At 44.1% G+C, this 26,447-nt stretch carries 18 protein-coding genes and 1 pseudogene; 14 read left to right on the top strand and 5 right to left on the bottom strand.

Annotated elements, in window-relative coordinates:
* Window positions 1-56 precede the first annotated feature (56 nt).
* Window positions 57-1,538, bottom strand: coding sequence for a nucleotide sugar dehydrogenase (locus ABUA31_RS05640; protein WP_349818863.1), 1,482 nt, complete (start codon window positions 1,536-1,538; stop codon window positions 57-59).
* Window positions 1,539-1,747: 209 nt separating this feature from the next.
* Window positions 1,748-2,851 carry an endonuclease/exonuclease/phosphatase family protein gene (locus ABUA31_RS05635; RefSeq protein ID WP_349818862.1) on the bottom strand — a complete coding sequence of 368 codons (1,104 nt, stop codon included), beginning with the start codon at window positions 2,849-2,851 and terminating at the stop codon, window positions 1,748-1,750.
* Window positions 2,852-3,083: 232 nt separating this feature from the next.
* Here ABUA31_RS05635 and ABUA31_RS05630 point away from each other — a divergent pair, with 232 nt between their 5' ends.
* Entirely contained in the window at window positions 3,084-3,656 is a 573-nt protein-coding gene (locus ABUA31_RS05630; RefSeq protein ID WP_349818861.1) for a VanZ family protein, read from the top strand.
* 3 nt (window positions 3,657-3,659) lie between these two features.
* A complete protein-coding gene (locus ABUA31_RS05625) occupies window positions 3,660-5,138 on the top strand; it encodes a C69 family dipeptidase (RefSeq protein ID WP_349818860.1) in 1,479 nt (492 codons plus the stop codon).
* A gap of 18 nt (window positions 5,139-5,156) precedes the next feature.
* On the opposite strand, the gene ABUA31_RS05620 is transcribed toward ABUA31_RS05625, so the two are convergent.
* The gene (locus ABUA31_RS05620; protein WP_055223552.1) at window positions 5,157-6,044 is read right to left on the bottom strand and encodes an AraC family transcriptional regulator; all 888 of its coding nucleotides are present in this window, start codon (window positions 6,042-6,044) and stop codon (window positions 5,157-5,159) included.
* Between the two features lie 171 nt (window positions 6,045-6,215).
* On the opposite strand from ABUA31_RS05620, the pseudogene malQ reads away from it, so the two are divergent.
* The 9 genes and pseudogenes from malQ to ABUA31_RS05575 all read left to right on the top strand — a co-directional run.
* Window positions 6,216-7,694: pseudogene (gene malQ / locus ABUA31_RS05615) on the top strand (4-alpha-glucanotransferase); the annotation flags it as partial.
* Between the two features lie 48 nt (window positions 7,695-7,742).
* Window positions 7,743-9,992 carry a glycogen/starch/alpha-glucan phosphorylase gene (locus tag ABUA31_RS05610; protein ID WP_243104892.1) on the top strand — a complete coding sequence of 750 codons (2,250 nt, stop codon included), beginning with the start codon at window positions 7,743-7,745 and terminating at the stop codon, window positions 9,990-9,992.
* Between the two features lie 205 nt (window positions 9,993-10,197).
* Window positions 10,198-11,715, top strand: coding sequence for a response regulator transcription factor (locus tag ABUA31_RS05605; protein WP_015534111.1), 1,518 nt, complete (start codon window positions 10,198-10,200; stop codon window positions 11,713-11,715).
* Window positions 11,716-11,773: 58 nt separating this feature from the next.
* Window positions 11,774-13,486, top strand: coding sequence for a sensor histidine kinase (locus ABUA31_RS05600; RefSeq protein ID WP_055280579.1), 1,713 nt, complete (start codon window positions 11,774-11,776; stop codon window positions 13,484-13,486).
* Between the two features lie 300 nt (window positions 13,487-13,786).
* A complete protein-coding gene (locus ABUA31_RS05595; RefSeq protein WP_022215948.1) occupies window positions 13,787-15,091 on the top strand; it encodes an extracellular solute-binding protein in 1,305 nt (434 codons plus the stop codon).
* Between the two features lie 106 nt (window positions 15,092-15,197).
* Window positions 15,198-16,592 (top strand): carbohydrate ABC transporter permease, encoded by a 1,395-nt coding sequence (locus ABUA31_RS05590; RefSeq protein WP_055223556.1) that lies wholly within the window; start codon window positions 15,198-15,200, stop codon window positions 16,590-16,592.
* Entirely contained in the window at window positions 16,592-17,470 is an 879-nt protein-coding gene (locus ABUA31_RS05585) for a sugar ABC transporter permease (protein WP_022215950.1), read from the top strand. Before ABUA31_RS05590 ends, ABUA31_RS05585 begins: the two co-directional genes overlap by 1 nt.
* A gap of 50 nt (window positions 17,471-17,520) precedes the next feature.
* The gene (locus ABUA31_RS05580) at window positions 17,521-19,218 is read left to right on the top strand and encodes an extracellular solute-binding protein (RefSeq protein ID WP_349818859.1); all 1,698 of its coding nucleotides are present in this window, start codon (window positions 17,521-17,523) and stop codon (window positions 19,216-19,218) included.
* A 2-nt stretch (window positions 19,219-19,220) separates the two neighbouring features.
* On the top strand, window positions 19,221-19,919 hold the full coding sequence (locus ABUA31_RS05575) for an HAD family hydrolase (RefSeq protein ID WP_015534106.1): 699 nt from the start codon (window positions 19,221-19,223) through the stop codon (window positions 19,917-19,919).
* Window positions 19,920-19,970: 51 nt separating this feature from the next.
* On the opposite strand, the gene ABUA31_RS05570 is transcribed toward ABUA31_RS05575, so the two are convergent.
* Together ABUA31_RS05570 and ABUA31_RS05565 are read right to left on the bottom strand one after the other, a co-directional pair.
* The gene (locus tag ABUA31_RS05570) at window positions 19,971-21,299 is read right to left on the bottom strand and encodes an MATE family efflux transporter (RefSeq protein ID WP_004851560.1); all 1,329 of its coding nucleotides are present in this window, start codon (window positions 21,297-21,299) and stop codon (window positions 19,971-19,973) included.
* Window positions 21,290-21,754 carry a MarR family winged helix-turn-helix transcriptional regulator gene (locus tag ABUA31_RS05565; RefSeq protein ID WP_015534104.1) on the bottom strand — a complete coding sequence of 155 codons (465 nt, stop codon included), beginning with the start codon at window positions 21,752-21,754 and terminating at the stop codon, window positions 21,290-21,292. Before ABUA31_RS05565 ends, ABUA31_RS05570 begins: the two co-directional genes overlap by 10 nt.
* A 359-nt stretch (window positions 21,755-22,113) precedes the next feature.
* On the opposite strand from ABUA31_RS05565, the gene ABUA31_RS05560 reads away from it, so the two are divergent.
* The 3 genes from ABUA31_RS05560 to ABUA31_RS05550 all read left to right on the top strand — a co-directional run bounded on the left by ABUA31_RS05560 (window position 22,114) and on the right by ABUA31_RS05550 (window position 26,416).
* Window positions 22,114-22,914, top strand: a complete 801-nt coding sequence (locus tag ABUA31_RS05560; RefSeq protein WP_022215951.1) for an SDR family NAD(P)-dependent oxidoreductase — start codon at window positions 22,114-22,116, stop codon at window positions 22,912-22,914.
* Window positions 22,915-23,244: 330 nt separating this feature from the next.
* A complete protein-coding gene (locus ABUA31_RS05555) occupies window positions 23,245-25,734 on the top strand; it encodes a cation-translocating P-type ATPase (RefSeq protein WP_431833916.1) in 2,490 nt (829 codons plus the stop codon).
* Window positions 25,735-25,855: 121 nt separating this feature from the next.
* Entirely contained in the window at window positions 25,856-26,416 is a 561-nt protein-coding gene (locus tag ABUA31_RS05550; RefSeq protein WP_349818858.1) for a TetR/AcrR family transcriptional regulator, read from the top strand.
* The last annotated feature ends 31 nt before the right edge of the window (window positions 26,417-26,447 follow it).

Genomic DNA, 26,447 nt, shown 5'->3' with positions numbered 1-26,447 from the left:
GTATCATTCGGTTATTTTTTATGTTATAAAAATGTTCTTAAAGGTCTTCTTGAAGATTAGTCTCTCTGGAACAGATCTCTTGTGTATACCTTGTCTTTGATGTCGTCGAGGCATGAATTGTACCTGTTGGCGATGACAGCGTCGGACATGGATTTGAATTTGTCTAGGTCATTTACAACTTTGCTTCCGAAGAATGTGGTTCCGTCTTCAAGGGTTGGCTCATATACAACGACGGTTGCGCCCTTGGCTTTGATACGCTTCATGACACCCTGTATACTGCTCTGGCGGAAGTTGTCGGAGTTGCTCTTCATCGTCAGTCTGTATACACCTATGACACATTCCTTCTCCTGGGCTGCTGAGTAATCACCGTTATTGTTGTAGTCGTAGTAGCCTGCGATGGAGAGAACGCGGTCTGCGATGAAGTCCTTTCTCGTTCTGTTGCTCTCAACGATGGCGCTCATCATATTCTGAGGCACGTCGTTGTAGTTGGCAAGGAGCTGCTTTGTATCCTTTGGCAGACAGTATCCGCCGTATCCAAATGATGGGTTGTTGTAGTGTGTTCCGATTCTTGGGTCGAGACATACGCCGTTTATGATGTCCTGTGTGTTAAGTCCCTTCATCTCTGCGTATGTGTCAAGCTCGTTGAAGTAGGACACGCGGAGTGCAAGATAGGTATTTGCAAATAACTTTACAGCCTCAGCTTCGGTGAAGCCCATGAACAGAGTGTCTATATCTTCCTTGAGGGCACCCTCCTGAAGCAGTGCGGCAAATGTATGGGATGCCTTAACTATCTTCTCGTCATTCTTGTCTGTGCTGACAATTATCCTTGATGGATAGAGGTTGTCGTACAGTGCCTTTGATTCACGAAGAAACTCTGGGCTGAAAATGATATTTGACGTGTTGTATTTCTTCCTTACGGACTCGGTATATCCAACTGGTATAGTTGATTTGATGACCATGATGGCATCAGGGTTGACCTTGAGGACGAGCTCGATAACGGCCTCAACGGCTGATGTGTCGAAATAGTTCTTGTTGCTGTCGTAGTTTGTCGGAGCAGCTATGATTACGAAATCTGCATCCTTGTATGCTGATTTGCCATCGAGAGTTGCTGTGAGATCAAGCTCCTTCTCGGCGAGATATTTCTCAATATAGTCGTCCTGTATAGGGGATTTCTTGTTGTTGATGAGATCAACCTTTTCAGGGATGATGTCAACTGCCGTTACATGGTTGTGCTGTGCCAGCAGGGTCGCAATGGACAGACCAACGTAACCGGTTCCTGCCACTGCAATGTTCAGTGGGGATGGAGACTCGAGCTTGTGTGCGCCAGTATTGATGAACATTTCTGTGAGGTCGAAGTTCAAAACCTCTGACAAACTTTCGAGCTGCTCTATAGAAGGAACAAAATCCTTCTGCTCTATTCTGGAAATGAGTGCTCTGTTGATACCGGTTGCATCGGCGAGCTGAGCCTGGGTCATACCTTTTTCTTTTCTTCCGTTCATGACAGTGTCGGCGAGACGTGACTGTGATAATTTCTTCATGATCAAAATTCCTTTCTCTGATGAGTATTCTCTATTATTCTTAGAAGTATTATTCAAAACTAGCAATAAATGTTAATATTTATAACATTTACAATGCCATAATACATGTAAAAACGGCATAAATCAAGAGAAAAATGTATTTTAAACATAAAATTATGCATAATTAATGTTAATTAAAATAACATGCATAAAACAACTGAAAATATAGTTTATTTCAACGCAACATCGAGTTTTATCGGATTGTGATCGCTGTTTTTAAAATCCAGATCTATGGTCTCTGTGGAGTTGATCTGCAAATTGCTCGATACTATGAATCCGTCGATGACATAATATTGGAAACTCTCGTGGTCATGTCCTTCGTATGGTTTGTCCAGGGATCGGCATGTCGGAGCTGAGGAATCGGTGGTGCAGGTGAAGGAATCTCCAAATTCAGATACATCTATGCTTCCTGGTGCCCACAGGTCAGCGGACTGCTGAGGGTATACGGACAGATCCACATTTGAAAAAGTCTGGTTGAAGTCGCCTCCTGCGATAACGTAGTTCCCTGCTGCAGCCTCATTTTGGAGAATGTCGGCGAGCATCCTGGTCTGGGCGGCTTTGCCCTCGCCTGAGTCATAAGCCTCCAGGTGGAGATTTATTATGACGAGTTCGTGTTCACTTCCGGCAATCGGTATTCTGGACACGATCAGGCATCTTTTCAGGTTGCACAGTCTGATCGGGTAGGGAAATGGACATGGAAGCTGTATTCTTTCTGCATCCGATACTTCAAATGAGCTGAGAGTCATTATTCCTGATGTCACTCTGCCGATCGGTGGAAGTGGATATGGAACCATGAGTGTTTTGTAGTTGTAGGCGTATGAGCTTGTGTATGACGGCAGCTTTTCCTTCAAAATATCGGCTTCGTTTATCTTGTGGCTTCTGGATGATCGTTCATCAACCTCCTGGAGAAGAAAGATGTCAGCGGCAAGTGAATTCAGCTCTGATGTGATGGCCTCCATATTGTCGTTTACCTGCTTGGCTGTGGAAGTGTACACACTGTCTCCTCCGTCCATGAAAAAGTCAGCATTTGCACCGAGGGATCCGTAGCCGAGATTCCATGTCACGATGGATATGGAGTCGCCGACAGATGGTGAAAGCTTGGCTGAGCCGGTTGCATTTTTGCCAAATGTGCTTCCGGATGTGACCTCAAGGGATTCGGAATCGTCTGGCTTGTATTCTGTTATAGTGAGAACTCCCACAAATATTATGGTGGCCACAAGGATCACGCCGAGGACAATACAAGTTATTTTTAGAATTTTTTTTGCTATTATCATGTTGGATATTTCCTGTTCTATATTTGTTCAGCCCGTCCAAATGGTTAGTTGGACTGACATGTAAAGTATATCAGACGCGGTGTATGTAAACAATGTGTAAAATGACACATGTTGGGAATCGTGGTATAATGTAGCACGCTGATGCGTGCGCAGGTCATCGCGCTTGCGCACGATGATATATGATATAATGAGCAGCAAGACATAGTATAGTAGAAATTATTGAGGGGAATGTATGTTTGAACTTATTATAAAAGATATAATGGAGGTCGCGGGCTACCTTCCGATAGGCATTTTGTGCGGATGCATAGCAGTCGTGGCCTATCTCGTGTATACAGTGAGCCATGCGGGGAAAAAGGTTAGTGCCGGAGGACGTGTGAAGAAGTCAATAGTGTGGTTCCTGCTGGTGGTGTATCTGGCGGTGATGGCAGTTACTGTGTTCCTGTCCAGAGAGCCGGGCTCAAGGCAAGGCATTGACATGACGCTGTTTCAGACGTGGGGAGTGACGCCCCAGGAGCACGCATTTGTCATAGAAAATATATTGCTCTTTGTGCCGTTCGGCGTGCTTTTCCCGCTGGCGGTGGCTGGAAGTAAGAATGGCGATGGCAGGGCGGTAGACAGGTTGTCCAAATGTACTGTACTGTTTGGATTTCTGTGCAGTGTCTGCATAGAGACGGTTCAGCTTATAACGGAGCGCGGTTACTGCCAGCTCGATGATGTAGTTATGAATATCCTCGGAAGCCTTGCGGGATATATTATATTTTTAATTATAAAAAAGATGAAAAATATTAAAAAAATGGAGGAATAGATCATGCCATGTACAACAATATTGGTAGGAAAAAATGCGTCTTATGACGGTTCAACAATAATAGCGAGAAATGACGATTCGGGTGCCGGTTCGTACACGCCGAAGAAATATGTGGTTGTGAAGCCGGAGGAGCAGCCAAGAATATACAAGTCGGAGATATCCCATGTGGAGATTGAACTTCCGGATGATCCGATGCGTTACACCTGTGTTCCAAATGCGCTGGCGGGCGAAGGAATCTGGGCGGCAAGCGGAGTGAATTCTGCAAATGTGGCTATGACGGCGACGGAGACCATAACCTCAAATCCAAGAGTGCTCGGCGCGGATCCACTGGTGTGCTATGAGCCTGCGGAGGGAGATAAGTCTGAGAAGACTGGAGGTATCGGCGAGGAGGATATAGTCAGCATTACACTTCCATATATAAAGAGCGCAAGAGAGGGCGTGAAGAGACTTGGCAGCCTGCTTGAACGATATGGAACCTATGAGATGAACGGAATTGCATTTCAGGATGTAGACGAGATCTGGTGGCTTGAGACCATCGGAGGACATCATTGGATCGCGAGAAAAGTTCCTGATGATGTGTATGTTGTCATGCCAAACCAGTTTGGTATGGACGAATTTGATATGGCAGACGCAATGGGAGCGCAGAGCGAGTTCATGTGCTCGGCAGATCTTCCAGCATTTATAGAGAAGTATCATCTGAACGTGGAGAATATGGAGGACACGATCTGTCCACGGGATATATTCGGCAGCCACGACGATGCGGATCACGTGTACAACACCCCGAGGGCATGGTTCATGGAGCGGACGCTCAACCCGAATTCGGCAGTCTGGGACGGACCGGATGCGGACTTTACGCCGGTTTCGGATGACATTCCATGGTGCATGATACCAGAGAAGAAGATAACCATGGAGGATGTGAAGTATGTGCTTTCTTCGCATTATCAGGGAACTCCGTATGATCCGTACGGCAATTACGGCGACAATAAGATGCGCGGGGCATATAGATCGATAGGTGTGAACAGGACGGATTTCATGTCGGCGATCCAGATGAGACCATATGTTGGAGAGGATATCTGCGCTGTACAGTGGATAGCATTTGCATCGAATGCATTCAATGTCATGGTTCCTTTCTATGCAAATGTAGACACGACTCCTGAGTATCTGGCAAATACAGGGGCGGATGTTTCCACGGACAACTTCTACTGGACCAGCCGTATGATCGCGGCGATGGCGGATGCATCTTATGCGAAGTCGGTGTTCCATATCGAAAGGTACGAGGAGAAAGTCATGTCCAAGGCACATGAGATAATATACAGATATGATGATATTATGAATGAACAGCCATTGGGCGAGAAACTCCGCCAGCAGGCCAACCAGGAGACCACAGACATGGTGAGACGTGAGGCAAATGCAACCCTTGGCAGGGTTCTCTATGAACTCAGCAATCAGATGAAGAACTCGTATTCAAGATCTGATGCGTAGTAGGCAATGAGAGGCCGCTTACAGGTTATGATTATCCCTGTATTTACCCGGAGTCATGCCGTATTTCTTCTTAAACATCCTGTTGAAGTAGGACAGGTTGAAGAAGCCGCAGTTCTCCGCGACGGAGAGTATGCTCTCGTCATTGGAGGAGAGAAGTCTTGCGGCAACATTCAGCCTGAAGTCGTTCAGATATGATACAAATGACACCCCCATGGTGTTCTTGAAAAATCGCATAAAATGGGATTCAGAGAATCCACAGTAGGAGGCTATATCCGTTATGGATATGGCCTCTTTGTAATTTTCGTCTATGTAGGAGAGGATGAGTTTTGTTCTCTCCAGATCCCTGGCTCGGTTCTTCCTGTCTGCCTCATCCCTTGCGGTGGAGTTGGCATAGAGAATGTAGAAGAATTCAAAATAGCATCCCTTAAGTGCAAGGTGGTATCCCTTTGGCGTCTCTGAGCAGAGCTTGTCTACCCTGTTAAGACACGCGGAAAGAGACGGATATAATGGATCGTCCCTGTCATAAATACTCTTGATATCCACGTCGCCCGCCAGCAGAGGCAGGAAAAACTCGCTGTCCAGTGAGTCGTGATTTCTGGATCTGAACATGTCGACGGAGAAAAGAATATTCTCATATTCCATTGAATAGCCTTCGTGCTGGGAGATTCCGTGAATGTGTCCTGGCAGGATAATGACTATGTCACCCTCCTCAACATAGTGAGTTGTGAAGTCCACAGTCACATTTCCCTTGCCTTTTTTGATATAGATAATCTCCATAAATTCATGCCAGTGCAGAGACACAGAATTGAAGTCAAGTGGTATGGAGCACAGGTAAGTATTGTACGGAAACATCGGGTCCGCATGGGTCTTATTCTCCAGAAGATTTTCGTATTCAAGACTGTTCATATAACCATGTGCCTCCTTTTTGTTAATTCGACGATTTTTTACAGCTTTTACATATTGTACATCATCAATATGATAGAATTGTACAATTAATTGCTTATATAATGCAAGCATAAAAGGGGAAATGCTAATAAAATACAAGCCATAACAGGAACTGTTCAGGAGGTATCATATATGAGTAAAGCGTTGGAGCGTGGCGCAGGAATACTCCTGCCGATAAGCAGCCTCCCATCACCATATGGAATTGGAACCATGGGAAGAGATGCTTATGATTTTGTTGATATGTTGAAAAGAGCAGGGCAGAAGTACTGGCAGGTGCTTCCGATAGGACCAACAAGCTTCGGTGACAGTCCTTATCAGTCGTTTTCAGCATTTGCGGGCAATCCGTATTTTATCGATCTGGATACATTGATAGCTGAAGGGCTTATCAAGAAAGAGGAGGTAGAATCCTACAAATGGGCTGACAGTGATGACGAGATCGACTACGCCAGAATATACAGACAGAGATTTGAAGTTCTCAGAAAAGCATTTGGCAGATCAGAGCACAAAGACAGCAGGGATTACGTAGATTTCATAGAGGAAAATGAACAGTGGATAGATGACTATGCGCTGTATATGGCGATCAAGGCTGATCATAACAATAGAGAATGGCTTGCGTGGGAACCGGCGATCAAGAAGAGAAAGCCGGAGGCTATGGCAGCTTACAGAGAAAAGCTTGGTGAAGACGTGGAATTCTACAAATTCCTTCAGTTCAAGTTCTACGAGCAGTGGATGCCATTAAAAGAGTACGCCAACAGAAATGGAATAAGCATCATCGGTGACATTCCGATCTATGTTGCACTGGACAGTGCGGATGTGTGGGCGAACACGGATCAGTTCCAGCTTTCTGGAAGTCTGGCACCGTCAGTTGTGGCAGGGTGCCCGCCGGACATGTTCTCAAGCTACGGACAGAAGTGGGGTAACCCGATTTATGACTGGGATGTCATGGAGAAGGATGATTTCGCGTGGTGGAAGAAGAGAATTGCTGCATCTGCAAAGCTCTACGACGTGATCCGGATAGATCACTTTATCGGGATAGTCAGATACTACAGCATTCCGGCAAATGGAGAGCCGAAGGACGGCTACTACAGACAGGGACCGGGAAAGAAGCTCATCGATGCTATAGACAGCGCCATAGGTTCATCCAAGGTTATAGCTGAGGATCTCGGCGTGGTCGTGCCAGAGGTTCAGAAGCTGGTGAAGGAATCCGGTTATCCGGGCATGAAGGTGTTGGAATTTGCATTTGACGGTAATACGGCAAATGAATATCTGCCGCACAATCACGCAAAGAATTACGTAGCGTATATCGGAACCCACGATAATGATATGCTGAAAAGCTATATCAGCGGACAGAGTGAGGAGCTTCAGGAATATATGATGAAGTACCTCATGGCGAACAGCCTGGATGATGTGGCAGAGAAGATGATACATGCACTTTACATGAGCTCAGCGGACACTGTCATACTTCAGATGCAGGATATTCTGGGCAAGGACAACAGCGCCAGAATGAACTATCCATCAACGCTTGGCGGCAACTGGAAGTGGCGGCTTACCAAGGGAGCAACATGGGAATTTACACAGGAACATATAGATAAATTAAGGGATCTCACCAGACTGTATGGAAGAAACAGGGTGAAGACGTATATTTGTAAGGAGGATATTATGTTAAAGGATATTTGCATGAAGAAATACAACAAGGAGATCAAGGATTGTACAAATGAGGAGATATACTTCGCACTCCTTGATATGACAAAGAAGCTCGCAGACGGAAAGGTTTCAGAGGAGGGACAGAAGAAGGTTTATTACATCTCAGCAGAGTTCCTCATTGGAAAGCTTCTCTCGAACAATCTCATCAACCTTGGTGTATTTGACGAGGTTAAACAGGTGCTTGCTGAGAATGGCAAGAGCATCTATGACATAGAGGAGGTTGAGCCGGAACCATCACTTGGAAATGGCGGTCTTGGAAGACTTGCAGCATGTTTCCTCGACTCCATGGCAACCCTCGGACTTCACGGAGATGGAATTGGACTTAATTACCACATGGGTCTGTTCAAGCAGGTATTTGAGAACAATTACCAGAAGGAGACTGCAAATCCTTGGATTGAGGCAGACAGCTGGCTCGAGAAGACAGACGTTACCAACACGATCACATTTGGCAATCTGAAAGTCCAGTCAAGAATGTACGATATAGATGTAACCGGATACGAGAACAGAACAAATAAGCTCCACCTCTTCGATATCGAGAGCGTTGACGAGTCCATCATGGAGCCGGGCGGAATTAACTTCGACAAGACAGACATTGCAAAGAACCTGACACTCTGCCTGTACCCGGACGACAGCGATGAGGCTGGAAATCTTCTCCGTATCTACCAGCAGTATTTCATGGTGGCAAATGGTGCAAAGCTCATTCTTGATGAGGCTAAGGCAAAGGGTTCAAATCTTCACGACCTGGCTGATTATGCAGCAGTTCAGATCAATGATACACACCCTTCAATGGTGATCCCTGAGTTCATCAGACTTCTTACCGCTGAGGGAATATCATTTGACGAGGCTACAGAGATCGTGACAGAGGTGTGCGCATACACCAACCACACTATCCTTGCAGAGGCTCTTGAGAAGTGGCCGCTTGCTTACCTTGAGAAGGTTGTTCCACAGCTTGTTCCTATCATCAAGAAACTGGATGAGAAGGTTCGTAACAGATATAAGGATGAGAGCGTATATATCATCGACAAGGATCAGAGAGTGCACATGGCACACATTGATATACACTATAGCCACAGCGTAAACGGTGTTGCATACCTTCACACAGAGATCCTCAAGGATTCTGAGCTGAACAACTTCTACAAGATCTATCCTGAGAAGTTCAACAATAAGACAAATGGTATCACATTCAGAAGATGGCTTCTCCACTGCAACGAGCAGCTTGCAGCATATATCACAGAGCTCATCGGTGACGGCTACAAGAAGGATGCAGAGAAACTGAATGACCTCGCTAAGTTCTATGATGATGATGCAGTCCTTGGCAAGATCATGGATATCAAGAAGCAGAACAAGGTCGTTCTCAAGGATTACCTTAAGGAGACACAGAACATTGACATAGATGAGAATTCTATCTTTGATATACAGGTTAAGAGACTTCATGAGTACAAGCGTCAGCAGATGAACGCACTCTGGGTTATCCACAAGTACTTCGATATCAAGGCAGGAAATCTTCCAAAGACTCCTGTGACTGTAATATTTGGCGCAAAGGCAGCTCCTGCATACACCATCGCAAAGGATATCATTCATCTCATCCTCTGCCTGCAGCAGCTCATCGATAATGACCCAGAGGTAAGTCCATACCTCAAGGTTGTCATGATCGAGAACTACAATGTATCAAAGGCAGCAAAGATCATACCTGCATGTGACATTTCAGAGCAGATCTCACTTGCATCAAAGGAGGCATCAGGTACTGGAAACATGAAGTTCATGCTGAACGGCGCGCTTACACTCGGAACAAGAGATGGTGCAAATGTTGAGATTGGAGAGCTTGTCGGCGAGGATAACATTTACTTCTTCGGCGAGTCAAGCGAGGCAGTCATCGACCACTATGCAAAGGCTGATTATGTGTCAAAGGATTACTACGAGCAGCCTGAGATCAAGAAGCTTGTTGATTTCATCGTGAGCGATGAGCTCCTTGAGATCGGACAGAAGGAAAGCCTTGAGAGACTTCACAACGAACTTATCGTAAAGGATTGGTTCATGACACTCCTCGATGTTGAAGATTATATCAAGACCAAGGAAGGCGTACTTGTAGACTACGAGGATCGTAAGACTTGGGCAAAGAAGGCACTTGTCAACATCAGCAAGGCTGGATTCTTCTCATCAGACAGAACCATCGCTGAGTACAACAAGGACATTTGGAGATTATAATATAAAACTTAGTTTATTTCACAGCAGGGGACGGAGGGGTCAGGCACCTCCGTCCCCTTTTGATGACCCCATTTGATTTAAATAAAGAATTCTTGCGATGGTTTTAGGTGGCATATGAGAAGTAAGTTGGTTATAATTAAATATACTAAAGTTGGAATGTGATACGAAATCAGTTCACATCAAGAAAAAGGAAGGCAGTGGAGAGATGTATAGAATACTGATCGTTGATGACGAGAGAATAGAGAGAAACGGGATAAGATTCCTCCTGAAAAAGCTGAATATGGAATTTGATATCGACGAGGCGGTAAACGGTCTTGATGCATTGGAGAAGATGCGTCAGGAGAATTATGATATCCTCCTCACCGATGTGAAGATGCCTTTCATGGACGGCATAGAACTCATTGACAATGTGGTAAATGAGAAGAAGAAAATGAGATGTGTGATATTCAGCGGCTGCAATGAATTTGACTATGCAAAGAGAGCAATAAGGCTGGGAGTTGTGGATTATATATTGAAACCGGTCGACCCGAAGGAGTTTAAGGAGACGTTGGAGAAGGTTGTGGATGAGCTAGAGGCGGCTAAAGCCTCGGATGAGCTCAAGAGCAAGAGCATGGAATTCCTTTATGAGCATGCGCTATATATGCTTGTAAATGGCGAAGATATAGAGAGTATACGCAGAGAGTACAACGGTCTGAACCTGAATTTCGCCAGATTTAAGAGAATTCTGCTGGTTGAATTTAATCACGATTTCTTTGGAAGACGAGATGTAGATTTCAAGAAAAATGAGAAGATAATGGCACTTGGAATACAGAGATACCTCAATCTGAATCAACAGCAGGAACTTATTTTTCTGGGCGATGAAACAGATGCGGTTTACACGGCCCAGGAGCTTGCCAGGATAATTAAAAGTGATTACGATGAGGAATGTTTTATAGCAGTTTCATCGGATATAGAGAACCCTGAGGACATGAAACAGAAGGTCGATGAGCTTGATGAGCTTATGGACAATAAGTTTTATCATCCGGAGATAAAGGTGTTCTACCCAAATATGGAGAGCGATTCGTCAGGAATGATCCAGTTTGATGATGACACTCTCATGAAACAGATGAAACAGGACATCAAGATGAAGGATGTGGAGGCACTCAGGGAACATTTTGACAAATTCTGTGAAAAGTACAGGCACAAGAATGAGTGCTCACAGATATATATAAAGTTTCTCTACTCAAATCTTTTGAAGGACATATACGGCAGTATAGATGGGACCGGTGAGGCGGATCTTAACAAGGATGTTGAAAAGATGTATATGACGACAGATTTTCAGAGCCTTACAGGTCTTGTCGAGGTTGCGATAGACAGACTCGCGGCCTGCTTTGAGGACAAGAGTCAGACCGGACATAAGGAAGTGGAGATAGTAAAGCAGTATATTTACAGGAATTACGGGAGCGAGCTAGGCATAGATATGCTTGCGGATATGGTATATCTTGCCCCAAGTTATCTCAGCACAGTGTTTAAGAAAGAGACGGGACAGAACCTGAGCAAATTTATCAAGTCATACAGAATGGAGCGGGCAAGGGATATGCTTGAGAATAGTATGGCGAAGATTGTAGATATAGGTGCGATGTGTGGTTATCAGAATGTATCCTATTTTTGCTCGAGTTTCAGGGAGTTTTATGGAGTGAGCCCTCAGAAATTCAGGGAGAGCGGTGTTGCAGGCGGTGAGTAGACATACAGCAGACTTGGAAAAGGACGATTGCAGAACTCGTTAAGCAGGGGGATCGTAGATGAACAAAGGTGGAGTCAAGAAGAGATTTCGTGATATGAAGCTGACTGGCAAAATGGTTGTTATTTATCTGCTGGCCGGACTTGTGCCTGTTATGATAATACTGGGTATAACATATATGGAGATGAAAAAGATCCTGTGGGCCCGGGAGACAACAATCTTGGAATCTTATGTCAGCCAGACCACGGATTCCATGGACAATGAATTGGAGATATATAACAACCTCTCTAAATATATATCGTATAACCAGTCGATTGCAAAGATACTGAGTGCGGATCAATCGGCATATCAGAATTATGAGCAGTTCAGTACGGTGATCGATCCCCTGCTGGCATCGATCATGTATTTCCATGAGGATGTAAATCAGGTCACGATATATACTGACGCCAGTGATGTGAAACATGGGTCAACAGTTGCACCGTTAAAAGATCTGGCGGATGGAACGCATGCATATGATGATCTGGATAACAATATACACTGGCATATTGATCTGGAAAGCCGAACTGCATTTTCAGTCAGTCGGATGGCTATGCTGGAGCAGAAAGGTGCCAAGGGTGTTTTGTATGTAGGCGTGGATTATGACAGTGTATTTCAACCGTTTTATACAGAGACAATGTTTGATAATTATGGGCTTATCATAGAGGATGAGTATGGACATATGATATTCAACAAGAATACATTTGCCGATGAGCAGTCAGCATATGAATTGGATGTGGATAAATTCGATGCCCTGAGAGAGATGGAAAATTCAGGGTATCAGTTCATAGATAAGACGTCCAAGGCGACCGGTTGGAACATATGTGTATACAAACCGAACAAACTTATAATCTCATCGGTTCGTCCGATACTTATAATAGCGGTGGCGGCACTTCTGGTAAGTATGCTCGCAGGTATATTATGTATAAATATGGTATCAGAATTTATAACGAAGCGAATCAAAAATCTTCAGAAGACTATGAAGGCCACCGAGACAGGAAATCTGGGCATGGTTATAGAAAATGACAGTACAGATGAGATTGGTGATCTTATAAATGGCTACAACAGCATGAGTAAGCGCCTTGATGAGACTGTCAATGAGGTATATCAGAGCAAGATCAAGGAAAAAGAATACGAGATGAGGGCACTTCAGGCCCAGATCAACCCGCATTTCCTGTACAATTCTCTGTCTATGATCAATTGGAAAGCCCTTGAGGCGGAGCAGGAAGACATAAGCCGGATCACCTTGTCTCTGTCCACATTCTACAGGACAGCCCTGAACAAAGGAAAAAACATCCTGCTTGTCAAAGATGAGATAGCAAATATCAAGTCGTATCTTGATATCCAGCTTGCCATGCATGACAACAGCTTTGATGTGGTGTACGACATAGATGACAGTATCTTAAAATACGAAACATTGAATCTGATACTCCAGCCGCTGCTTGAAAACGCGATAGGGCATGGAATTGACGTCAAGACTGACGGCAGAGGAGAGATACGCATAGAGGGAAAGGAGAATGGAGATTTCATTGACTTTACCGTATCTGACAACGGTGTCGGTATGACAAAGACCCAGGCCGCCCTGATCCTGTCCAAGTCGTCCAATGGCTACGGTGTGTCAAATGTAAACGAGAGGCTTAAACTCTACTACGGTGAACAGTATGCAATAAAAATAGACAGCACCCCGGGAGCCGGCACGAAAGTAATGCTCCACTTCCCAAAGAGAGTAGAAAACTAGAAAAATTATAAAAAATACGAAGAGTGGATGTACCTTTTGAAGCTTATTAAAGCTCAAAAGGTACATTTTTTTATACTTTTGTGGACATAATAACAATGCATAACGGCGGATATCCGCGGCACACTCCGGAGTGGCGCCCGCCCATCAAAAAAACAACATATCTAAAAAATCCAACATGATTCTAAAATCATTGATATATACGGATTGGAAACGTTTTCTTATAATAATGACATAAGGTAAAGGTACTGCAAAGGTGTTAAAAACATTCAATCAAAACTATATTTTTAAGGAGGAACGGTTATGAGAGTTAAGAGATTTGCAGCAGTTGCACTTGCGGGTGTAATGGGAATGTCAATGCTGGCAGGATGTGGAGATTCAGGAAAGGACGAGTCAACAACAGCAGCAGCAAAGAGTGATGCATCAGAGGCTACAGATGCAACAGAGGCAGCTTCAGAGGAAGAGGCGATCAAGACAACACTTACAGTTTGGGGACCAGCTGAGGATCAGTCACCTGATTACGGCGAGTGGTTACAGACAACATGTGAGGCATTCAAGAAAGAGCATCCAAACTGGGATATCACATTTGAGTATGGTACATGTAGTGAGGGTGATGCTGGAAAGACTGTAACACAGGATGTTTCAGCGTCAGCAGATGTATACATGTTCGCAAATGACCAGTTACAGACTCTGATCGATGCAGGTGCTATCTCAGAGCTCGGCGGAAGCACAGCAGATTATGTTAAGTCAACAAATTCACAGGCGATTGTAGATTCTATCACAGTTGATGGAGGTATCTATGGTGTGCCATTTACAACAAATACATGGTTTATGTACTACAACAAGAAGACATTTACAGAGGATGATGTAAAGAGCCTTGACACAATGCTTGAGAAGGGTAAGGTTTCATTCCCACTCTCAAACTCATGGTACATCGCAGCATTCTACCTTGCAAATGGCGGAACATTATTCGGTGATGGTACAGACAATGATGCAGGAATCAACTTCGGTGGTGACAACGGCAAGGCTGTTACAGACTACCTGGTAGATCTTGTAAACAACAAGAATTTTGTAAACGATGAGTCAGGTGTTGGTATCTCAGGTATGACAGATGGTTCAATATCAGCAATGTTCTCAGGCTCATGGGACTACGCAGCATTACACGATGCACTTGGAGATGATCTCGGAATCGCAGTTATGCCAACAGCCAAGATCGGCGGTGCGGACAAGCAGCTCCTCTCATTTGCAGGATCAAAGGCAATCGCTGTAAATCCTAACTGTGAGTATCCACAGGTTGCAGTTGCACTTGCACTCTACCTTGGAAATGAGGCATCACAGGAGTCACACTACACAGCAAGAAACATCGTTCCATGTAACACAAGCCTTCTTGAGAGCGATGCAGTTAAGGGCGATGCACTTGTAACAGCTCAGAATGCAACATTCGATACAACAGCATTCATCCAGCCATTTGTTCCTAAGATGAGCAACTACTGGACACCAGCAGAAAACTTTGGTAAGTCTCTCGTAAATGGTGAGGTTACACACGACAACGCAGCAGATATGACAGAGTCATTCAACACATCACTTAACACTGATGTAGCACAGTAAAAATACTAGTTATATATTTCAAAAACAGGTGCTCCATTCATCTACAGGTGATGGGGCACTTGTAATAAGAAGAGATAATAATTTACTTTGAGACGGAGGTGTTAGGATGGCTCAGGCTATAACAAATAAAAAAAGCAAAATAAAGAAAATACGAAGATCTGATTACCCATATACCGTTGCACAGGCAGCGGCAAATGGAGACATAGCAACCAGAATTTCATTTCTGATCTTGGGGTTTGGAAGCATAGTCAGAAAACAGTTTGTAAAGGGATTTTCGTACCTGGTACTTGAGGTACTGTTTATATGGTTTATGATAAAGCATGGAGCATCACTACTGGTGGATATCTTCCATCTGGGTGGTCAGGAACAGCAGAAGGTCTGGAATGATGCAAAGGGTGTATTTGAATATACCCAGGGTGACAACTCTCTGCTCATGCTCCTGTACGGTGTGGCAACACTGTTTATAATTTTCGCATTCATCTGCCTTTGGGTAGTAAGTATAGAGAGCGCATACAAAGCGTATTGCCTGTGGGATAAAGGCAAAAAGGTTCCAAAGTTCAAGGACGATGTGAAGAGTCTGTTTGACAGCAATCTTCATGCATTCCTTCTTCCACTTCCTGTACTTGGAGTCGTTGTATTTACGATATTGCCATTGGTTTTCATGATATTTATGGCATTTACAAATTACAGCAAGCTTGATTCACATACAGTTATATTCAACTGGGTTGGACTGAAGAATTTTGCAAAGATATTGAACTTTAGTGATGCAATAGGAAGTACATTCTGGTCAGTGCTTGGCTGGACACTTGTTTGGGCTGTGGCAGCCACATTCAGTAACTACTTCCTTGGAATGATACTCGCAATGGTGATCAACAGAAAGGGAACCAGGGCAAAAGGTATGTGGAGAGCAATCTTCATGCTCTCAGCAGCGGTTCCACAGTTCGTATCACTTCTTCTGATGAGAACGATCTTCAGTCAGAATGGTATCGTCAATACATTACTTATAAATAACGGAATAATCGACAATGCTATTCCATTCTGGAGCAATGCAACACTTGCCAGAGTCATGGTAATTGTCATCAATATCTGGATAGGAATTCCATTTACCGTCATGCAGGTCACAGGAATTCTCCAGAGCATACCGGAGGAGATATACGAGGCTGCGAGAGTTGACGGAGCAGGCCCGGTAAAGATCTTCTTCAAGATCACTCTTCCTTATATGTTGTTTGTCACAGCACCATATCTGATAACAACATTTGCAGGAAATATAAACAACTTTAACGTTATCTACCTTCTGTCAAATGGAGCGCCTACCCCGGTTGGAAAGACTGCCGGAAAGACAGATCTTCTTGTCACATGGCTCTATAAGCTGACGGTTGATAATCAGTACTACAACTTAGGTGCTGTTATAGGTATAATGACATTCATAGTTCTCGCTGTTGTGTCACTGGTAACTTACCACAACACCGCATCATATAAAGATGAGGAGGGATTTCAGTAATGGCTAAATCAAATAATAATGAGATTAAAGCAAGAAGCAAATGGACACTGGGAGACATCGTGGTTCATATCATACTGGTAATCCTTTCGGTTATCTGGGTATTGCCGATCGCATGGATAATCATGATAAGCTTCAGAGGAGAGAAAGGACAGTATGTTTCAACTCTGCTGCCAAAGTCTCTGACTCTGGCAAACTATACAAAGCTTTTTACAGACACAGGTATTCTGAATTTCATGCAGATGTTCAAGAATACTTTGATAATAGCAATTTTCTCATGTATAATATCAACAGCGTTCGTGCTTGCAGTTTCATACTGTATGTCAAGAATGCGTTTCAGACTGAGAAAGCCATTTATGAATGTGGCACTTATCCTTGGAATGTTCCCGGGATTCATGGCTATGATAGCTGTGTATTACATCCTTAAGGTTCTGGGACTTTCAGAAGGCTCACTCATCAGGGTTGCTCTGGTACTCGTATATTCAGGCGGTTCAGGACTTGGATTCTATATCGCCAAAGGATTCTTTGATACTATACCAAAGTCGCTGGAAGAAGCAGCATACCTTGATGGTGCTACAAGATGGCAGTCATTTACAAGGATCATCATACCACTCAGCCGACCGATCATAGTTTATACGGTTCTGAATTCGTTCCTTGCACCATGGATTGATTTCGTGTTTGCCAAGGTTATATGCAGAGCCAACAAGGACTATTACACAGTATCCATCGGACTTTGGAACATGCTCGAGAAAGAGTATGTGTACAACTGGTTCAACTCATTTGCGGCTGGCGCAGTGCTGATATCCGTACCGATTATCATTCTCTTTATGATAATGCAGAAGTGCTACAAGGATAGCATGTCTGGAGGCGTAAAGGGTTAAGGATAATATATGAAATTATTTGCAAAACCTAAGTGGAATGAGGAAAGCATATGCCAGCAATGAAGTATCTGAAAAAAATAATAACATGTGTGCTAACAATTACCCTTATAATAATATGTGGCTGCCAGGACAATAACACCCCCTCCAACCCGTCTAAGGCGACCACAGATGCAGAATATGAGTCTGCCATGCATATTGCGGAGACAACGCCGCTTGGAAGGTATCCGGAACAGCTCACCTATACCCTGGGAAAGCTGTCCGGTGCAAATAATTCAAATCTCCCACAGGGAGAAACGTATGAAAATAACGCATACACACAGATATTAAATGAAATCTTAAATGTGCAGAACCAGGATATATTTGAGGCTGCTGATAATCAGTATGATGATAATGTATCCATGGTGATAGCACAGAAGGATCTTCCGGATGTGATGATCGTCCAGGACATGGATGAGCTGCAGTATCTGGTGGAAAATGACATGATCGAGGATCTCACAGACAGTTATAACAACTGTATGAGTGAAACGATAAAGAACATATATAAGAGTTATGGCAGCAGTATTATGGATGTGGTCACATTTGATGACCGTATCATGGCCATACCTGAGACAAATATATCAGATGGACCAAATCTGATATGGCTTAGAAAAGACTGGATGGATAAGCTGGGACTTGAGGCTCCGAGAACACTTTCGGATGCGGAGGAGATCATCAGGCAGTTTATTGAGAAAGATCCGGGAAATAATGGTGTAGGAAGTACCGTAGGGCTGGTGGCAGACACAAGTCTCTGCGGCGGTTGTGGTTATAGCAGCGAGTACACACTCGACATTGTATTTGCCGCATATGGGGCATTTCCGAAACAGTGGATAAAGGATGAGGACGGAAAGGTTGTGTATGGTTCTGTACAGCCGGAGGCAAAGAAGGCTCTGGAGCATATACATGAGATGTACGAGGAAAGGATTCTGGATCGGAATTTCCTCATGCGGACAAGCAGCAACATAATAGAACTCATAGTGAATGGACAGTGTGGTTCATTCTTTGGACCATGGTGGGCGCCAAATAATCCTCTTATGGACGCTGTAGCGGCCGATCCAACAGCAAAGTGGGAACCATATCTGCTTGCCACAGAGGAAAACGGCTCAACGAGTTATCACACTCAGGTTCCATATGGCAACTTCGTGGTAGTCAGAAAGGGATATGAGCACCCGGAGATAGTGTGCAAGATAATAAGTGTGCTGTTCGACTATGTAAGATATGAGGACAAAGACAATCAGGCTATAAAGGATTACTACAAACTCAATGTGGATCCTACCGCAAGACCACTTGCAATGAACGTGGACTACAACAATGCACTTCAGATATGCTATGGCGAGCTGAACCACGTGTTCTCTGGCATAAGGCAGCCGGATGATCTGAATCTGCTGGAACAATCTTATTATGAGGCGTGTGAGTCATATCTCAAGAATGAAGATAATGCGTCATCGGAGGACTGGGCGGCATATACATCCCGTATAACTGCATGCAAGATCCTCAATGATGCGCGTACAAATAAAGTCGAATCTCTGTACTTCGGTGAGACTGAGACCATGGTGTCAGACTGGTGGCACCTTGAGAATCTGGAGAGCAATACTTACCTGAAGATAGTTACAGGTGAAGCAGATCTGGATGAATTTGACAGTTTTGTGGACAACTGGTATAAGTCCGGTGGAACAACGATCACCGATGAAGTTCGAAGGGAGTGCCGGTAGATATGATAAGAGCAATAGTATTTGATTTAGATGATACATTATACGACTGCCTTCACGAGAATGATAAGGCAGTGGAAGACACTGTGAGATATGTGGCAAATGAACTTCTTCATATAGATGAAGTGACAGTGATGAAAGCCTTTGAAGAAGGCAGAGACATGGTAAAGGATCAGCTCTCTGCCTGGGATATGGCGGCGCAGCACAATAGGGTGCTGTACTTCCAGAAGATGCTGGAGATTCTGGGGGTATCACCATTTAAGTATGACCTGCAGGTGTACAACTATTTCTGGAACAATTTCCTGAACAAGATATCCATATTCCCCGGGGCATTGGAGTTTATAGATGATATGAAAGCCAGAGGAATAAAGATTGGTATCTGTACAGATATGACTGCGCATATCCAGTTCAGGAAGATAGACAGACTTGGACTTACGGGCAGACTTGACGCAATGATAACAAGCGAGGAGGCTGGTATAGAAAAGCCGAACCGCAGGATGTTCGATATGATAGCTACAAAGCTGGGCGTAAAGAACGATGAGGTCATCTATGTGGGCGATAGCTACAAGAAGGATGTCATGGGAGCGAAAAATGCTGGAATGACACCGGTGTGGTATTTGTCGCTGCAGAACAAGACGGACGAGGATGTACTGGCTGTGTCCAGCTATCCGGAACTTAAGAACATAGTGAATAGGGCGATGTAAAAATGCCGGAGTGCGTGATAATTAAAAATCACATACTCCGGCTTATTTTGTTTAATATCCGTATTTCTTTTTATTTTTTATAAGGAAGGTGATAGTTATGACAAGGGTCACAGCCTCCGCTACGGCCACAGCACACCAGATTCCATTGATGCCAAACACCATAGGCAGCATCAACACCGCTGCAAGCTGTATCACCAGTGTTCTGAGGAAAGATATGGTTGCGGATACAAGCCCGTTGCCTAGACCTGTGAAGAAACCTGAGCCAAATACGTTGAATCCGCAGAACAGGAATGATATGGAAAAAAGCATCATACCGGTCTGGGTCATACGGCATAGTGTATCATCATAGCCAACAAATATTCTTGCGATAGGGAGTGCCAGAACCTCGGACAAAACCGTCATTGTTATGGCTGTGACGGCGGTGATCACAAGGCTTTTTTTAAGCAGGCTGTGCAGCTGTTTTTTGTTACCGGCACCATAGTTATAACCGATGATAGGCGTGACTCCGATGGCATAACCGAAGAATATTGCCATGAATATGAATGACACATACATTATCACACCATATGCTGCTATACCATTTTCATTCGCAAGTTTCATAAGCTGCAGGTTATAGACCACAGACACAAGGGATGTGGACAGGTTGGTAAGCATCTCAGAAGAGCCGTTTCCACAGGCTTTCCAGATACACTTCCAGTCAAACTTTGCTTTCGTCAGTTTTAACGATCCTGTTGTGTTGGTCGCAAAATATATGAGCGGTACTACACTTCCTATAATCTGTCCGCACACTGTGGCAGCCGCAGCTCCGGCTATGCCGAGGCGGAACACAAACATGAGAAGAAAATCAAGTACCATGTTGGTGATACCCGCAAGTACTGAAACCAGCAGACCAAGGTTTTGTTTCTCTGCCGTTGTAAGAAAACTCTGAAAACTGTTCTGAAGCATAAAAAACGGCTCTGACAGAATGAGTATTCTTCCGTATAATATGGCGTCTGAGCGTATAGTATCGCTGGCTCCGAGGAGCTCGACTATCTGGGGCATGAAGACAAATCCTATGACTGCCACAATGCAGGACGAGATGATGATAAGCCACACCAGCATCGAGAATACTTCATTTGCCTTTTTCTTTTCCCCGAGCCCCATATAATATGAAGTCAGTGCGCTGCCTCCCGTACCGATCATGAATCCTATGGCGGATATCGCCATCAGCACAGGCATGACCAGATTGACCGCTGCAAATGGATTCTTGCCTATGATGTTGGAGACAAAGTAGCCGTCCACAATGCTGTAGATGGATGTCATGATCATCATGGCAATGCACGGCAGCACATATCTTATAAGCTTTTTATATGTAAATGAATCAGAAAGTCTTATTTCCATAATCCTTCAGTTCCTTTCTTAAGGTAATCGAGCTGACGCTGCATGAGTGAGAGCAGAAGTTCTCTTTCCTCATCCGTAAAACTCGAAAATGATGAAATATCAGCATTTGTCAGTGGCGTAATATATTTGTTGGCGAATGAGACTCCATTTTCCGTGATTGATAAATATTTGATGTTCCCTGCACCTTTGTGTGTTGTCAGAGAAATGAGTCCCTTGCCTTCCAGTTTTTTGACAGCAGAGTTGCATGTCTGTCTGGGTATGAACCATGTGTCGCATAGCTCTGCCTGAGTAAGTTCAGCTTTATTCTCAATGGTCAATATATAAATTATCCAGAAAGCAGTTTCAGGCAGCCCGGAGTTTCTTGCCGCCTCCTGCCAGATATCGTCCTGAGCTTTCCAGAGGGTGTTAAATATGCGTAGCTGTTCTTGTAAATGACTGTCTTTATATGCGATCATAAAATATGAAAAAACTCCTTTAGTTATTATTGGGGTGCAAATTTAAACCCATAGCAATGAGAAAGTATTTTCTTAAAATATATGATATTTGATCGGGAAAGCACCACTATCCAATATAAATCCGAAATCGGATTTAGTCAAGCAAGTTTATATAAATTTTAATAAGAGGACAGGATAGTGGGTTAAGTAAAGATATGCATAAATATTTTCATTTAAAGGTATGTGAAGGTGTTGTTTTGGGTAGGTAGTGTGGCTATAATAATAGACATGGGCTATGAAATTATAGATATATGTTATGGTTGACAGAAATCTATGCGGTGTGAAGAAAGTAGTCATGGCTAGGGAAGGAGTGTACACATATGGGTTTTTTAACAGGTAAGACAGCGATAATAACAGGAGGCGGACGTGCAGTTCTCAGCGATGGAAGCTGTGGATCCATCGGATACGGAATAGCGACAGCATATGCCAAGGAAGGTGCCAATCTGGTGCTTACAGGACGTAATGTCAAGAAACTTGAGGATGCAAAGGCAGAGCTTGAGAGCAAATATGGGATCAAGGTTCTTGCAGTCCAGGCTGATGTAAACGCAGGTGCGGACAACGAGAGCGTCGTCAAGAACGTTGTGGAGCAGACAGTTAAGGAATTTGGAAGAATAGATGTGCTCATCAACAATGCGCAGGCATCTGCATCAGGCGTTACCATCGCAGATCACACAACAGCACAGTTTGACCTTGCCATATATTCAGGTCTTTACGCTGCATTTTACTATATGCAGGCATGCTATCCATATCTGAAGGAGACAAAGGGTTCAGTCATCAACTTTGCATCAGGTGCAGGCCTCTTTGGAAATTACGGACAGTGCGCATATGCGGCAGCGAAGGAAGGCATCAGGGGCCTTACAAGAGTTGCAGCTACAGAGTGGGCAGCTGACGGAATAAATGTCAATATAGTATGTCCTCTCGCATGGACATCACAGCTTGAGAATTTTGAGAAGGCATATCCGGATGCGTTCAAGGCAAATGTTAAGATGCCGCCAATGGGACACTTCGGAGACGTAGAGAAGGAGATTGGACGTGCGTGCGTGGCACTCGCATCACCGGATTTCAAGTACATGAGTGGTGAGACGATCACACTTGAGGGCGCAATGGGACAGAGACCATAGTGCAGTCAATATATCAAATATGGCTTATGCTATGATAATAGAATATGATGTAGATGCGGATCCTGGTTCGCGGCTTGCATAAAAAATGAGCGTAACACAATAATACCCAGATGGGAAATGTGTTATGCTCATTTTGTTTAGCCGACTCAGTCATCAACTATATCTCAAACCAGATGGTTGTCCGCTTGTCGTTAATAAGACACAAGGTTTCTTAAAAAAATATGAAATATCTGCCATCATCCTTGAATAACCTTACTTGGAGTACTTATAATAGAACTTTGTTAAAGAAATCATGAGATGTCATGGACAGTCGATGCAAAATGCTGCTCGATGCATAACATTTGCCGACCATATACACAGGAAGAGGTGTTTTATTTGGATACAAACTCAGAAAACAATCTGGATACACGGGGAGTCCCGATCATGGGTCTTACCTCGGAGGAAGTAAGGGAACGGATCGACAATGGACTTACCAATCACACGGATATAAGTACGCAGAAGACAGTGGGGCAGATCGTCAAGTCCAATCTGCTTACATACTTCAATCTTATATTCCTCATACTTACGGTGCTGCTATGTATCGTTGGTTCATTCAGGAATCTGACGTTCCTGCCGGTCATCATAGGCAATACGGTTATAGGAATATTTCAGGAGTTGCGTGCAAAAAAGACTCTTGACAAGATGAGCATGTTAAATGCGCCGCATTCGATAGTTGTGAGAGACGGAGAACAACAGCAGATACAATCAGAGGAACTGGTTAAGGACGATATCATCATTCTGTCGGCTGGCAATCAGATATGTGCTGACGCTACGGTGCTCAGCGGCAGTATATCGGTAAATGAAGCCCTGCTCACCGGTGAGTCGGATGAGATCAAGAAGAAATCAGGTGATCGACTCATGTCCGGAAGCTTTGTGGTGTCCGGGCAGTGCTATGCCAAGCTTGACAAGGTGGGCAATGAGTCATACATATCACAGCTCACAGCCCAGGCGAAGGCCATGGGTGATGGCGAACAGTCAGAGATGATCAGGTACATCAACAAGCTTGTAAAATGGGTTGGAATCATCATCATACCAGTGGGAATCATATTGTTCTGCCAGGCGTATATCATGAATGGAGAGACATTCAAGAAGAGTGTTGTATCGATGGTTGCGGCGGTTCTCGGAATGATCCCTGAAGGACTTTATCTGCTCACAACTGTTGCGCTTGCGCTCAGCACAATAAGACTTGCGAAGAAACAAGTGTTACTGCATGACATGAAGAGTATAGAGACACTCGCGAGAGTCGATGTACTCTGTGTTGATAAGACCGGAACCATCACTGAGCCGGGTATGCAGGTTACAGAGCTGGTGATAAGCGGCAGATGCGGCGATGCCGAGATGGACAAGAGAGCATTTGCACATCTGCTGGCGGATTACTCGGCGGTCATTGAGGACAACAATGCCACAATGGAGGCGATCAGAGCCTATGTGGCTAAGAATGAGATAGAGAAGGGCAGCAGGACACTGCTCAAGACACAGCCTTTCACATCAGCGAACAAATACAGCAAGGTGTCATTTGTCGAGGGAGACTATATGCTTGGTGCTCCGGAGTTTATAATGAAGGATAGGTATGAGGATATATCCGAAGAGATAGAGGAGTACCAGAGCAAGGGATACAGAGTCCTTCTTATGGCGGAGTCAGGAGAGGATTCTATTGGTTCGGTAAGACCATTAGGAGGCATATCTCCTATTGGTTATATAGTGCTTTCAAATCCAATAAGGGAAAATGCGGAGAGCACATTTACATATTTCAAAGAGCAGGGCGTTGCCATAAAAGTCATATCCGGAGATAACCCTGCCACAGTATCAGAGGTGGCAAAGCGGGCAGGCATAGATGGAGCGGAGAACTATGTGGATGCGTCCACTTTGGCGTCTGAGAAGGATATAACTGAGGCTGTGGATAAATATACAGTATTTGGAAGAGTTACGCCTAAACAGAAGCAGCTCATAGTCAGGGCGCTCCAGAAACAGAAACACACGGTTGCCATGACTGGTGATGGTGTAAATGATATACTCGCAATGAAGGATGCCGATTGCAGTATTGCAATGGCATCCGGAAGTGAAGCGGCTGCGCAGGCGGCACAGACGGTGCTTCTGGATTCGGATTTCGGACGTATGCCATATGTGGTGTTTGAGGGAAGACAGGTGGTCAACAATATACAGAGATCAGCAAGCCTCTTCCTTGTTAAGAATATATTCTCACTGCTGATGGCCATATTCTCAGCGATATTTGCGATCACATATCCGCTGGAGCCTTCACAGATATCGCTCATAAGCATGTTCACCATAGGATTGCCGGGATTCCTGCTGGCACTTGAGCCGAACAGGGATCGTATAGAGGGAAACTTTATGGTAAATGTCATGTTAAAAGCATTGCCTGCAGGACTCACGGATGTGTTGTCGGTCGGAGCACTTGTAATCTGCGGACAGGTCTTCAATCTCCCGAGTGAGGACATAGCCACAGCCGGCACAATGCTTCTTGCGGTTGTCGGATTCATGATAATAATCAAGATCAGCCATCCGTTCAACAAGATGAAGTATGGTGTACTTCTTATCAACATAATCGGACTGCTGTTCTGTGGCCTTTTCCTCGGCAGGCTGTTTGCCATAGAGTCGATATCCAACATATGTTTCCTGCTCATGGTTGTATTTGCATTTGCTGCGGAATCTATGTTCAGATATTTGACACTGTTTGTTGAAAAGCTCAGCAGCTTCTTTGGAGACGAGAAGAACAGACGTAAGATCAGAAGAAAGATAAGGAAATATAACATTTTTAAGTAGAGAATTGTCGAAAAAAGAATATAATAAACATAAAGATATACTCATAAGAAGCAACATTGTTTTTTATGAGTATGTTTGTTTATAAGGATGATATGAACAGCTTAGATAACAGGAGGTATGCATGGCAAATTCAACTAAAAAAGCACTTGAGGCATCTCTGAAAAAGCTTCTCAAGGAGAAGCCATTTGACAAGATAACGATAGCGGATCTCACTGGAGACTGCGGGATAAGTAGAATGACATTCTATTATCATTTTCAGGACATATATGAGCTTGCCGAGTGGGTGTGTATAGAGGATGGGAAGCAGGCACTGAAGGATAAGAAGACCTACGATACCTGGCAGGAGGGCATGATACAGGTGTTTGAGGCTGTGCTGGAGAACAAGCCATTTATCGCAAATATATACAGGTCGGTGGATAAGGCTAAGATAGAAAACTATCTGTATAAGCTGTCGTATCAGCTCATAGCGGATGTAGTCGATGAGAAATGTGCAGGGGATAATCTTTCGGAGGCTGATAAGCAGTTCATCGCAGACTTTTACAAGTATGGATTTGTTGGGATTATGCTTGACTGGGTAGACAAGGGGATGAAAGACGATTATCATAAAATAGTGGAGCAGCTTAGCACCACGCTTCGTGGAAATATAGCAAATTCTATTCATAATTTTGAAATCGAGATGTAAAAGCAGAAGGCTGATCAGGATAAAGAGACCT

This window comes from Coprococcus sp. RTP31081st1_H1_RTP31081_211007 (genome assembly GCF_040227275.1).
GTDB classification, from domain to species: domain Bacteria; phylum Bacillota; class Clostridia; order Lachnospirales; family Lachnospiraceae; genus Coprococcus; species Coprococcus aceti.
The sequence above is the reverse complement of the archived record's forward strand: the minus strand, read 5'-3'. Positions and strand labels throughout refer to the sequence as shown.